Source organism: Enterobacter cloacae complex sp. HYC003_NIDB (genome assembly GCF_056673375.1).
The window spans coordinates 1127424-1139492 of record NZ_CP114220.1; the positions used below are offsets into that span (position 1 = coordinate 1127424).

Consider the following 12069-nt stretch of genomic DNA (forward strand, 5'->3'; position numbering starts at 1 on the left):
GACAACCCTGGACCGGCCTGAGGGCGGAATTTTGCCGCAAGCGAAACGGCTGAATTTCCCATGAATAAAGGGCTGAGGGCGGTTTGAATTTTTCTCAATTTTTTGCTGCTGCATGGGAGAATTTCGCCTGAATTGGTGTGATTCAGGCGAATATGACGGGGAAATTACAGTGTAGTACGTAGTGGAATATTCGGCTGGAAATAATGAAATGCAGAGTTAATTAATGAACGTTAATTCATTCATTAAAAATCCCAGTCCTCGTCTTGCGTCTCCACCGCTTTACCCATCACGTACGACGAGCCGGACCCGGAAAAGAAGTCGTGGTTTTCATCGGCGTTGGGCGACAGCGCTGCGAGGATCGCCGGGTTCACCTCCGCCATTTCTGGTGGGAATAACGCTTCGTAGCCCAGGTTCATCAGCGCCTTGTTGGCGTTATAGCAGAGGAAGGCTTTTACGTCCTCTTCCCAGCCCGTTCCGGCGTACAGCTCTTCGGTATAGCTCAGCTCGTTGTCATACAGATCCATCAGTAAATCGAGGGCAAAACCTTTGAGTTCCTCGCGTTTTTCCGCGCTGACTTTCTCCAGCCCTTTCTGATACTTATAGCCGATGTAATACCCGTGTACCGCTTCATCGCGGATGATGAGGCGAATCAAATCGGCGGTGTTGGTGAGCTTGCCCCGGCTCGACCAGTACATAGGCAGCCAGAAGCCGGAATAGAAGAGGAAAGATTCCAGGAACACGCTGGCGATCTTCTTCTTCAGCGGCTCGTCGGCCCGGTAATATTCCAGCACCAGATCTGCCTTGCGCTGCAATGACGCGCTCTCTTCACTCCAGGCGTAGGCCGCGTCCACGTCTCTGGTCTGGCACAGGGTGGAGAAAATCGAGCTGTAGGAGCGGGCATGGACCGCCTCCATAAAGCTGATGTTCGACATTACCGCCTCTTCGTGCGGGGTCAGCGCGTCGCTCATCAGCGCGGGCGCACCCACGGTATTCTGAATGGTGTCCAGCAGCGTCAGGCCGGTAAAGACGCGGATTGTCAGCTGCTGCTCGGCATGGCTCAGGGTTTGCCAGGCCGGAATATCGTTGGAGAGCGGGACCTTTTCCGGCAGCCAGAAGTTGCTGGTCAGGCGGTTCCAGACCTCCAGGTCTTTATCATCCTGAATTTTGTTCCAGTTAACGGCACTTACGCGTGACAGTTTCATCCTTTCTCCTTACAGCGCGCAGGACACGCAGCCTTCAATTTCGGTGCCTTCCAGCGCGAGCTGGCGCAGGCGAATGTAGTACAGCGTTTTGATGCCTTTCTTCCACGCGTAGATCTGCGCTTTGTTGATATCCCGCGTGGTGGCGGTGTCCGGGAAGAAGAGCGTCAGCGACAGCCCCTGATCCACATGTTTAGTCGCCTCGGCGTAGGTATCAATGATCTTTTCCGGGCCAATCTCATAGGCGTCCTGGTACAGCGCCAGATTCTCGTTGGTCATAAACGGGGCAGGGTAGTAGACACGCCCGGTTTTGCCTTCCTTACGGATTTCAATCTTCGACACGATGGGGTGGATGCTCGACGTGGCGTGATTGATATAGGAAATGGAGCCGGTTGGCGGCACCGCCTGAAGGTTCTGGTTATAAATGCCGTAGCGCATCACCTCTTCACGCAGCTGTTGCCACATCTCACGCGTCGGCAGGGTGATGCCAGCGCGGGCAAACAGCGCGCGTACTTTTTCGGTTTTCGGCTGCCAGTCGCCTTCCAGATACTGGCTGAAATACTCTCCGCTGGCATAGCGGGACTGCTCAAAGCCTGCGAACCGCTGGTGGCGTTCGCGCGCCAGCATCATCGAGGTATGCAGCGCATGCCAGGTGATGGTGTAGAAATAAAGGTTGGTGAAATCCAGCCCTTCCGGGCTACCGTAGGCGATGCCCTCCCGCGCCAGATAGCCGTGCAGGTTCATCTGCCCAAGGCCGATGGCATGCGACGCGGCGTTGCCCGCCTCAATGGACGGTACGCTGCGGATGTGGCTCATGTCCGATACCGCCGTCAGCCCGCGAATGGCGGTCTCTACCGTGCGGCCAAAATCGGGTGAATCCATGGTATGGGCAATATTTAGCGACCCGAGGTTACAGGAGATATCCTTGCCCACGTCCGCGTAGTCGAGGTTCTCGTCGTAGCTGGACGCGCTGTTGACCTGCAAAATCTCCGAGCACAGATTGCTCATGTTGATGCGCCCGGCAATCGGGTTAGCGCGGTTCACCGTGTCCTCGTACATGATGTACGGATAGCCGGACTCAAACTGAATTTCAGCCAGCGTCTGGAAGAAATCGCGGGCGTTGATGGTTTTTTTGCGAATGCGATCGTCGGCCACCAGCTCGTCGTACAGCTCGCTTATCGCCACGTCGCCAAAGGCTTTGCCGTAAATCCGCTCAACGTCATACGGTGAGAAGAGCGCCATGTCGGCATTCTCTTTAGCCAGCTTAAACGTGATATCCGGGATCACCACGCCAAGCGACAGGGTTTTGATGCGGATCTTTTCGTCGGCGTTTTCACGTTTGGTATCCAGAAAACGCAGAATGTCCGGGTGGTGCGCGTGCAGATAAACCGCACCCGCGCCCTGACGTGCGCCAAGCTGGTTGGCGTATGAGAAGGCATCTTCCAGCATCTTCATCACCGGGATGACGCCGGAAGACTGGTTTTCGATGCGCTTAATCGGCGCGCCCGCTTCCCGCAGGTTCGAAAGCAGAAACGCCACGCCGCCGCCGCGTTTCGAAAGCTGTAGCGCCGAATTCACCGCACGGCCAATCGACTCCATATTGTCTTCAATACGCAGCAGGAAGCAGGAGACCAGTTCGCCGCGCTGGGCTTTCCCACAGTTAAGGAACGTTGGCGTGGCGGGCTGGAAGCGACCGGAGAGGATCTCCTCCGTGAGTCTTTCGGCCAGCGCTTCATCGCCCTGCGCCAGCGTCAGCGCCACCATCACCACCCGATCTTCAAAGCTTTCTAAATAGCGTTTGCCGTCAAAGGTTTTCAGGGTGTAGCTGGTGTAATACTTCCACGCGCCGAGAAACGTCTGGAAGCGAAAACCGCTGGCGTGCGCCCGTTCGAACAATGCCACCACGAAGGCGCGGTCGTAGCGGGTGAGGACACGCTCTTCGTAATAACCCTCTTTTACCAGCCAGTCGAGACGTTCCTGCTGGCTGCCAAAGACGACGCTGTTCGGGCGTACATGAGCGGCAAAAAAGGCGTCCACCGCCTCATGATCTTTGCCAAACTGAATGCGCCCCTCGCGGTCATAGAGGTTTAGCATGGCGTTTAATGCGTGGTAATCCGGCGTCGCCTGAATCACGCGTTCTGCGGTTGTCGTTGCCAAAATTCGTTCACTCCTTTACGCACGTTCTCTACGTCCTGCTGTGTCCCCATCAGTTCAAAACGATAGAGATACGGCACGCCGCATTTTTGAGAGATGACATTCCCGGCGCGGGCAAAGGCCTCGCCGAAGTTGCGATTGCCTGCGGCGATCACGCCGCGAATCAGCTGCCGGTTATGGGGATCGTTCAGAAAGCGGATCACCTGACGAGGCACAGCCCCTGCGGTGCCGCCACCTCCATAGCTGGGCACCACCAGAATGTAGGGTTCGTCTACCTGAATACGCTCCCGCTCGTTCAGCGGAATGCGTATCGCGGGCAGCCCGAGACGCTCCATAAACCGAAGCGTGTTTTCCGAGCTGCTGGAAAAGTAGACCAGCGTGCTCATGCACTGACGCCCTGAGCGGCAAGGCGGTTGATCATGTCCGGACGGAAGCCAGACCAGCTGGTGTCGCCGGCAACGACAACCGGAAGCTGACGAAACCCCTGCGCCCGCAGGGTGTCTGCCGCGTCGGGCACCTGATCAATATTGACCATCTCAAATGCCACGCCGCGGCTCTCCATCGCCCGTTTCGTGGCGTGGCACTGAACACAATCGTTACGAGTGTAAATAATAATGCTCATGATTCGTATTTCCATTTAGAATGAGAGAACGGCGCGAGTAAACGCGTCATGTTGTGTGTGTCTTGCTAAAGGGAATACTAGATGTAGTTGCGATAAGTTTCAACCACACAAGATATGGGAAATACAGATTAATAAGGCCCCAACGATGAGCCTGGCGGGGCAGGGCGGGCTGTGCGGGTTTTTCAGGCTGTCAGGCAAAGAAAAGCCCCGGCGCCTGAGGCGACCGGGGCTGAGAACGCGCGCTTACTTACGCAGGCTAAGCAGGGCGCCGACAAAAATTCCGACCGCCGCGACCGTTCCCAGCGTACAAAGTGGTTTTTCACGTACGAAGGTGGTGGCGCAGCTGGCCATGTCGCAGGCCGCCTGAGTGGTACGTGAGCGACCATTCATCCTTGCCCGCGTTTCACGCAGCAGAGACTGAGCCTTACGTTTCGCGGCATCTGCTTCGTCCTTCGCGTCAGAGCCCCAGGATTTCAATACGGCTTCCAGCGTGTCCGCTAATTGGCTGACATCGTTACGAATATCCTGTGTGTCGTCATTAATATCGTTTCGGTTCGGTCTGTTAAACATACGATCCTCCATAATTTGTGTTCCCGTTTAGTTTAGTCCAGAAATGTAATATCTGAAGCGAGTCACGGCTTATCGGGCAGTTTATGGAATATTCTGAAAGCCCTGCTAATGCTGAATACTGTAAGGTTGCCGGGCAGGAATGATAATGAGGAAAAGATATGTATTTACGACCCGATGAGGTGGCGCGCGTTCTTGAAAAAGAAGGGTTCACCATGGATGAGGTAACATCAAAAGCGTACGGATATCGCCGTGGTGAGAATTATGTTTACGTCAACCGTGAAGCAAGAATGGGGCGTACTGCTCTCATTATTCACCCGACACTCAAAGACAGAAGCCTGTCATTTGCTGAGCCCGCCTCGGATATTAAAACCTGCGATCATTATCAGCAATTTCCGCTCTATTTAGGCGGCGAGACGCATGAACATTATGGTATTCCGCACGGTTTCAGCTCGCGTATGGCGCTGGAGCGGTTCCTGAAAGGGCTGTTTGGCGACGTACAATAACTCTGCGACTGGCCTGAGCCAGTCGCCTTACCTTACGCTTTTGCCTGGCTATAAGGGCTGACTTTAAACAGGCGGCGGCAGTAGTCAAGAAAGTAACCGTACACCGCACCCATCAGCATGGATACCACGATATTTGAACTTACCGCAGCGGCGATTTGATGCCAGTCTGCGCCCACCGTCAGCAAAATAACCACATACACCGGGGACTGGAACGTTACGTAAGCCAGCACGTCCGCCAGGTTTTTTACCCAACCCGCCGGGCTAATACGCCGGGCTAAACGCATCACTGCATCGCGATACAGGCCGTACGGCCAGGCAATCATGATATTCACCGGAATGGCCACCAGGCGCGACGAGAGGGATTGCTCAAAGGACATTCCCGACAGGAAAATTTCAATCAGCATATTCACGACGGAACAGTAAACGACCATCGCGAACGTATCCGCTACCGCATGGCGCAGGCGAGACTGCGGTGAGAACATGTCTGAACTCCTCGAACAGGACAAAAAAGTGGCGTTTTACCTACGGCCTTTAGTGCTTTAGGTTGGTTTGTTATGAGTGTATAGCGTATCTCTCTGGCTTTTAACTAACAAGTAGTGATTAATTTTTATTTACTGGCGCTTTAGCCATAAAATTCTCTAAAGTTGTGCGTTTTTTGCGCGCTTCGTTATTTTCTCTCCTTGTCCATATTTTATTAAAATAAATCAATGGATTAGTTTATCAGTGCGCGTGTAAAACCTCTGTTGTGTGGGAGAGTGGAGGCGGTTTTTTGAACTGTTTTAAAAAGGGGTTTTTGGCCTGGGGAAGGGCGGTATATTACGCATTAAAACAGACATATATTTCGGGGTTATATTAACGGGATATTCTAAAACATTTACAATAATGTCAAAACGTCAGGGTGGGTAGATATCAGAACAAAAATCAATTATTCTGTTGCCTGATTTATGTTATACACACGAAGAAAGGTTTTTCATTATTATGGCTTTAACGTTACAGAATCTTAATAATATTCGTACCCTCCGGGCGCTGGCACGTGAATTATCCATGGATGTTCTGGAAGAAGTGCTGGAAAAATTCCGGATTGTCACTGAAGAAAAACGCAGCGAGCAGGCTGAATTAGAGCGTCAACGCGCTGAACAGCAGGATAAAATTAATGCTCTGCTGGAACTGATGAAAGCTGACGGTATTTCTCCGAGCGATCTGTTAGGCAGTGATCTGGCGCAGGCGGGTCAGCCGACGAAAAAACGTAAAGCGCGTGCGGCGAAATATCGTTTTATTGACGCGAACGGTGAAGAAAAAACCTGGACCGGCCAGGGGCGTACGCCAAAGCCAATTGCAACCGCACTGGCAAACGGTAAATCGCTGGACGATTTCCTGATCTGATGATTATTCGGGCGGTGTATTCCGCCCGATTATTGACTTAGCAGACGCCAAAGTCACCGTCTTCGGAGTACAGAACCACGTCCGCCGCTTTCAGGTGATATTTCTCGCCCTGCTCATTGCTGGCCTGCACAGCCACAATGTTTTCACCATTCACTTCGAGCACTTTCAGTTTCGGACCGCCCTGACGCGGTTGTACATAATCACCGACAGAAAACATAGCACCTCCTCATCATTGTCATGATCTTCACCATAGCCCACGTTCGGGGGCGGGGTACAGTCTAATCTTTCAGATACTCCTTATCAGGTACGTCGGTTCCACGGCATCACTTTCAGCAATCAGCGCGTTTGCCTGCTGCGGCGAAATAAGAGGAAGAGACATTGCGTTTCCTTACGGTCAATTTCAGAACAGTAGAGCATTTAAGGCGGGGGTTTAAGCCAGTGTAAAGAGGGTAAAGGCAGGTAAAAGCGCGAGAGACGCATGGCAGTTAACCGTAAACTGGCTACGCTTAGAGAAGTGTCTTTTATAATTTTCAATTGGTTAGCTTGCACGGAGTTTTTTATGGGTTTTTGGCGCGTTGTTTTTACGATTATTCTCCCGCCGCTGGGCGTGCTGCTTGGCAAGGGGCTGGGCTGGGCGTTTATTTTGAATATCCTTCTGACCATCCTGGGCTACTTCCCCGGTCTTATCCACGCGTTTTGGGTTCAGACGAAGAGCTAGGTACGCCACAGTAAGTCACTGTAGATCCGGGTCAGCACGCCTTCCGGGCCAAACTGCTGTTTGATCCAGCGCGTGACCTGACCGGTCGCCGCATGCTGCGTGGCGAGCAGCATGCGCGAATCCTGACGTGGATTATTGATCCGCCGCGTTACCAGCAGCCCTTCCTCCACCGCCTCACGCGTCATATATTCCGGTAAAAAGCCAATACCTTCCCCCAGGATCTGACACTGGCATTTCGTGTTGAAGTCCGGCACCAGAATCGCCTCCTGACCGTGAAGCAGCCAGCCCACCTTCTTGTTGATGGTATGCGCGGTGTCCTCGACCATGATATTGGGATACAGACGCAGCTGACTTTCGGAAATGGGCTCCGGGGCGAACGCCAGCGGATGCGTGGGCGCGATGGCAAATACCCAGCGGATCGCCCCTATCTCGGTGTAATCAATGCCGCCGCCGTCCAGCAGCGTATCCGGCGCGCCAATGGCGATGTTGGCCTGATTATTAATGATGGAATCCCAGACGCCGTTATACACCTCGGTCGTCACCGTGATCTGGCAGGTGGGAAACTGTTTTTTCAGCACCTGGAGCAAACGCGCGGTATGGCGTGGCGTATACAAAAGCTGGTTTATGCAGATGCGCACCCGCGTCTCAATGCCCTGAGAAATGGTATCAATCCCGCGCTTGATGGCATGAAAGTCATTCAGCAGGTCGGTCGCTTTACGATAAAAATAAAAACCGGATTCGGTCAGCTCAATGCTGCGCGTGTTACGTACAAACAGCACCACGTCCAGTCCGGTCTCCATGCGTTTGATGGTGTAACTGATGGCGGAGGTGGTCACGCCCAGCTCGGCAGCCGCTTTGCTAAAACTGCCAAAACGTGCCGCGGTGGTGAAGGCCAGCAAATTCTCTTCGGTAAAGATGGAATTCATATTATGGCTCCTGGTGACCATCAGTTTTGAACATATTTTAACAGCGGCGTTACATCATAGTTGATGTCGATCACAGTTCTGGATTTTTACGTAGAACCGCGCTGTGTAAGGCTTTTTCAGCCATAAGGATAATGCAGCCTGAAGCGCGTAAAAGCGGTAAAACATAAGAAAAAGGTTGCACAGACGCACATTTCTCCCGGACCGTTGAATTTAACTCAACAATGAATTGCGTGTCGATGAATCATTTTTAAGCGGATTCTTTTATGACCAGGCTGTTGCTATTCTCAGGTCATCAGAAGTGAAACATAGGGAGTCTGAATATGTCTGCAACTGCACTGGTTACAGAATTTCTGCTGGCGGCAGAAGAGGGCAATATCGACGCGCTAAAAGCCTGCCTGGAGAAAGGCGTGGATATTAACGCGACCAACCGCCAGAAAAGAACCGCCATTATTATTGCCAGCCTGAAAAAGCATTACGCCTGTGTGGAGTTTTTAATTGCCGCCGGGGCGGATATTGATAAACAGGACCAGACCTGTTTTAACCCCTTCCTGATCGGCTGCCTGACCAATGATTTAACCCTGCTGCGCATTGTCCTTCCGGCAAATCCGGATCTCGATCGTCTGACGCGCTTTGGCGGCGTGGGCATTACCCCTGCCAGTGAAAAAGGGCACGTTGAAATCGTGCGTGAGCTGCTGGAAAAAACCGACATCAACGTCAACCACACCAATTTTGTCGGCTGGACGCCGCTGCTGGAGGCCATCGTATTAAACGACGGCGGCGCAAAGCAGCAGGAAATTGTGAAGCTGCTGCTCGATCACGGCGCGAACCCGCACATGACCGATAAATACGGCAAAACCCCGCTCGAGCTGGCGCGGGAAAAAGGCTTCAACGCGATCGCAGACCTGCTGCTGGCGGCAGGCGCATAGTGCATTCGGTCAGCCTTCCCCTGGCTGGCCGTTAATCAATAAACGCATTGTTACCGACGTGCATTTAGCACGACGGCGGCCCCCTTTTATCTTAAACAGGTGAAAATAATGCCAACCAAAATCGTCATAAAAAAGAATACGTATTTCGATTCGGTTTCCTTAATGTCGGTTTCCACCAAAGCCAATAAATTGCCGGGCGTCGAGCAGGCGTTTGTGGCGATGGCGACGGAAATGAACAAAGGGGTATTAAAAAACCTCGGGCTATTAACGCCGGAATTAGCGGACGCGAAAAACGGCGACCTGATGATCGTTATTAAAGGCGACGCGGCGAATGAGGAAACCCTGGCCGCCATTGAAGCGCTGTTCACGCGTAAAGAGCGCACTGGCTCCCATGATGCACGCTACGCGACGATTGCCAGCGCCAAAACCCATCGTCCGGACAGCAACCTTGCGGTGATTTCCGTCAACGGCACCTTCGCCGCGCGGGAAGCGCGCCAGGCGCTGGAAAACGATCTTAACGTGATGCTGTTCTCCGATAACGTATCGCTCGACGACGAGCTGGCGCTGAAGCAGCTGGCGCATGAAAAGGGTCTGCTGATGATGGGGCCAGACTGCGGCACCGCCATTATCAACGGCGCGGGGCTGTGCTTCGCCAACGCGGTGCGTCGCGGGCAGATTGGCATCGTTGGCGCCTCCGGCACCGGCAGCCAGGAGCTGAGCGTGCGCATTCACGAGTTCGGCGGCGGCGTGTCGCAGCTGATTGGCACCGGCGGACGCGATCTCAGCGAGAAGATCGGCGGCCTGATGATGCTCGATGCCATCGACATGCTGGAGGCGGACGACGCGACCCGGGTGATAGCGCTCATCTCCAAACCGCCTGCACCCGCGGTGGCTGTGAAAGTACTGGCCCGGGCACGCGCCTGCCGCAAGCCTGTGGTTGTGTGCTTCCTGGGCCGCAACGAACCGCCAGCCGATGAAGACGGTTTGCAGTTTGCTCGTGGCACCAAAGAGGCGGCCCTGAAAGCGGTGCTGCTTACCGGCATTAAAAAAGACGACCTGGATTTACATCCGCTCAACTGGCCGCTGATCGAAGAAGTACGCGCCCGGCTGACGCCGCAGCAGAAGTACATTCGCGGCCTGTTCTGCGGCGGCACCCTGTGCGACGAAGCGATGTTTGCCGCGCTGGAGAAATTTGACGATGTTTACAGCAACATCCAGCCGGATCCGGCCAGGCGTCTGAAAGACATCAGCGTCAGCCAGGCCCACACCTTCCTTGATTTCGGTGACGACGACTTCACCAACGGCAAGCCACACCCGATGATCGACCCGACCAACCGCATCAGCCGCCTGCTACAGGAGGCGCGCGATCCGCAGGTGGGGGTGATCGTGATGGATTTCGTGCTTGGCTTTGGCGCGCATGACGATCCGGTTGGGGTGATGATCGAGGCGATCAAAGAGGCACAGGCGATCGCGAAAGCCGACAACCGTCCGCTGGAAATTCTCGGCTACGTGCTCGGCACCGATCAGGATCCGCAGTCGTTGGCGCAGCAGTGCCAGCTGCTGACTGACGCAGGCGTCATCTGGGCCAGCAGCAGCACCAATACCGGATTACTGGCACGCGAATTTGTCTGCAAAGGGGAGAGAGCATAATGACGACCTTATTCAACCAGCCGCTGAACGTGATTAACGTCGGGATTGCGATGTTCAGCGACGACCTCAAAAAACAGCACGTTCCCGTGACCCAGCTCGACTGGACGCCGCCGGGGCAGGGCAATATGCAGGTGGTGGACGCGCTGGATCGGCTGGCGGAAAAACCGCTGGCGGAGAAAATTGCCGCCGCGAACAAAATTGCCCTTGAGCGGATTATTCAGTCCCATCCGGTGCTGGTGGGCTATGACCAGGCCATCAACGTGGTGCCGGGCATGACCCGCACGACCATTCTGCACGCCGGTCCGCCTGTTACCTGGGAGAACATGTGCGGGGCAATGAAGGGTGCGGTCACCGGGGCGCTGGTGTTTGAAGGGCTGGCGAAAGATCTGGACGATGCGGCAAGGATCGCCGCCTCCGGAGATATTACGTTCTCGCCTTGCCACGAGCATGACTGCGTGGGCTCGATGGCGGGCGTCACCTCCGCGTCGATGTTTATGCACATCGTTGAGAACAAAACCTACGGCAACCGCGCCTTCACCAACCTCAGCGAGCAGATGGCGAAGATCCTGCGCATGGGGGCTAACGACCAGAGCGTGATCGAGCGCCTGAACTGGATGCGCGACGTGCTCGGCCCGATGCTGCGCGACGCGATGAAGATTATCGGCGAAATCGACCTGCGCCTGATGCTGGCCCAGGCGCTGCACATGGGCGACGAGTGCCACAACCGCAACAACGCGGGCACCACGCTGCTTATTCAGGCGCTGACGCCGGGGCTGATCCAGGCGGGCTATCCGGTGGCGCAGCAGCGTGAAGTGTTCGAGTTTGTCGCCAGCAGCGACTACTTCTCCGGTCCGACGTGGATGGCGATGTGTAAGGCCGCGCTGGATGCCGCTCACGGCATTGAGTACAGCACCGTCGTCACCACCATGGCGCGCAACGGCTACGAGTTCGGCCTGCGCGTTTCCGGCCTGCCGGGGCAGTGGTTCACCGGCCCGGCGCAGCAGGTGATCGGCCCGATGTTCGCGGGCTATAAGCCGGAAGACTCCGGGCTGGATATCGGCGACAGCGCGATTACCGAAACCTACGGCATCGGCGGCTTTGCAATGGCGACGGCCCCGGCCATCGTTGCGCTGGTGGGCGGCACGGTGGAGGAAGCCATCGATTTTTCTCGCCAGATGCGCGAAATCACCCTCGGCGAAAACCCGAACGTCACCATTCCGCTGCTGTCGTTTATGGGCATCCCGACCGCCATCGACATCATGAAGGTCGCGGGCAGCGGCATTCTGCCGGTCATTAATACCGCCATTGCCCACAAGGACGCCGGGATCGGCATGATTGGGGCGGGCATCGTTCACCCGCCGTTTAGCTGTTTTGAAAAGGCGCTGTTAACCTTCCGCGATCGCTACGTTCTATAAGGT

General features: G+C 54.8%; 14 protein-coding genes. 6 read left to right on the forward strand and 8 right to left on the reverse strand.

The window, feature by feature from the left end; all coding sequences use genetic code 11:
* Nucleotides 1-242: 242 nt before the first annotated feature.
* The 5 genes from nrdF to O1722_RS05415 form a co-directional block, all read right to left on the reverse strand.
* On the reverse strand, nt 243-1202 hold the full coding sequence (gene nrdF, locus O1722_RS05395; protein WP_017382773.1) for a class 1b ribonucleoside-diphosphate reductase subunit beta: 960 nt from the start codon (nt 1200-1202) through the stop codon (nt 243-245).
* 9 nt (nt 1203-1211) lie between these two features.
* Nucleotides 1212-3356, reverse strand: a complete 2145-nt coding sequence (nrdE, locus tag O1722_RS05400; protein WP_032669334.1) for a class 1b ribonucleoside-diphosphate reductase subunit alpha — start codon at nt 3354-3356, stop codon at nt 1212-1214.
* Complete coding sequence (nrdI, locus tag O1722_RS05405; protein WP_033487552.1) at nt 3329-3739, reverse strand: class Ib ribonucleoside-diphosphate reductase assembly flavoprotein NrdI; 411 nt, start codon at nt 3737-3739, stop codon at nt 3329-3331. Before nrdI ends, nrdE begins: the two co-directional genes overlap by 28 nt.
* Nucleotides 3736-3975, reverse strand: a complete 240-nt coding sequence (gene nrdH, locus O1722_RS05410) for a glutaredoxin-like protein NrdH (protein WP_017382770.1) — start codon at nt 3973-3975, stop codon at nt 3736-3738. Before nrdH ends, nrdI begins: the two co-directional genes overlap by 4 nt.
* A gap of 243 nt (nt 3976-4218) precedes the next feature.
* On the reverse strand, nt 4219-4545 hold the full coding sequence (locus O1722_RS05415) for an ElaB/YgaM/YqjD family protein (RefSeq protein ID WP_017382769.1): 327 nt from the start codon (nt 4543-4545) through the stop codon (nt 4219-4221).
* Between the two features lie 158 nt (nt 4546-4703).
* Here O1722_RS05415 and O1722_RS05420 point away from each other — a divergent pair, with 158 nt between their 5' ends.
* Nucleotides 4704-5048 carry a DUF2002 family protein gene (locus tag O1722_RS05420; protein WP_006811693.1) on the forward strand — a complete coding sequence of 115 codons (345 nt, stop codon included), beginning with the start codon at nt 4704-4706 and terminating at the stop codon, nt 5046-5048.
* A gap of 32 nt (nt 5049-5080) precedes the next feature.
* Here O1722_RS05420 and alaE read toward each other — a convergent pair whose 3' ends face one another.
* The gene (gene alaE, locus O1722_RS05425) at nt 5081-5530 is read right to left on the reverse strand and encodes an L-alanine exporter AlaE (RefSeq protein WP_015571653.1); all 450 of its coding nucleotides are present in this window, start codon (nt 5528-5530) and stop codon (nt 5081-5083) included.
* A gap of 496 nt (nt 5531-6026) precedes the next feature.
* Between alaE and stpA the strand changes: the two genes are divergently transcribed.
* Nucleotides 6027-6431: a DNA-binding protein StpA gene (gene stpA, locus O1722_RS05430; protein ID WP_022651717.1), complete on the forward strand. Its 405-nt coding sequence runs from the start codon at nt 6027-6029 to the stop codon at nt 6429-6431.
* A gap of 37 nt (nt 6432-6468) precedes the next feature.
* On the opposite strand, the gene O1722_RS05435 is transcribed toward stpA, so the two are convergent.
* Nucleotides 6469-6648 (reverse strand): YodC family protein, encoded by a 180-nt coding sequence (locus O1722_RS05435; RefSeq protein ID WP_015571651.1) that lies wholly within the window; start codon nt 6646-6648, stop codon nt 6469-6471.
* A gap of 342 nt (nt 6649-6990) precedes the next feature.
* Between O1722_RS05435 and O1722_RS05440 the strand changes: the two genes are divergently transcribed.
* On the forward strand, nt 6991-7149 hold the full coding sequence (locus tag O1722_RS05440; RefSeq protein WP_003862203.1) for a YqaE/Pmp3 family membrane protein: 159 nt from the start codon (nt 6991-6993) through the stop codon (nt 7147-7149).
* Here O1722_RS05440 and O1722_RS05445 read toward each other — a convergent pair.
* Nucleotides 7146-8075 (reverse strand): LysR substrate-binding domain-containing protein, encoded by a 930-nt coding sequence (locus tag O1722_RS05445; protein ID WP_023295311.1) that lies wholly within the window; start codon nt 8073-8075, stop codon nt 7146-7148. The two genes, O1722_RS05440 and O1722_RS05445, sit on opposite strands and share 4 nt — an antisense overlap.
* Before the next feature lie 320 nt (nt 8076-8395).
* Between O1722_RS05445 and O1722_RS05450 the strand changes: the two genes are divergently transcribed.
* From O1722_RS05450 to O1722_RS05460, 3 genes are all read left to right on the forward strand, one after another.
* Entirely contained in the window at nt 8396-9001 is a 606-nt protein-coding gene (locus O1722_RS05450; protein WP_015571649.1) for an ankyrin repeat domain-containing protein, read from the forward strand.
* 108 nt (nt 9002-9109) lie between these two features.
* Nucleotides 9110-10651 (forward strand): acyl-CoA synthetase FdrA, encoded by a 1542-nt coding sequence (gene fdrA, locus O1722_RS05455; RefSeq protein WP_045344509.1) that lies wholly within the window; start codon nt 9110-9112, stop codon nt 10649-10651.
* Nucleotides 10651-12066, forward strand: coding sequence for a YlbE family protein (locus O1722_RS05460; protein WP_032671911.1), 1416 nt, complete (start codon nt 10651-10653; stop codon nt 12064-12066). The genes fdrA and O1722_RS05460 overlap by 1 nt, the downstream gene beginning before the upstream one ends.
* Nucleotides 12067-12069: the final 3 nt, after the last annotated feature.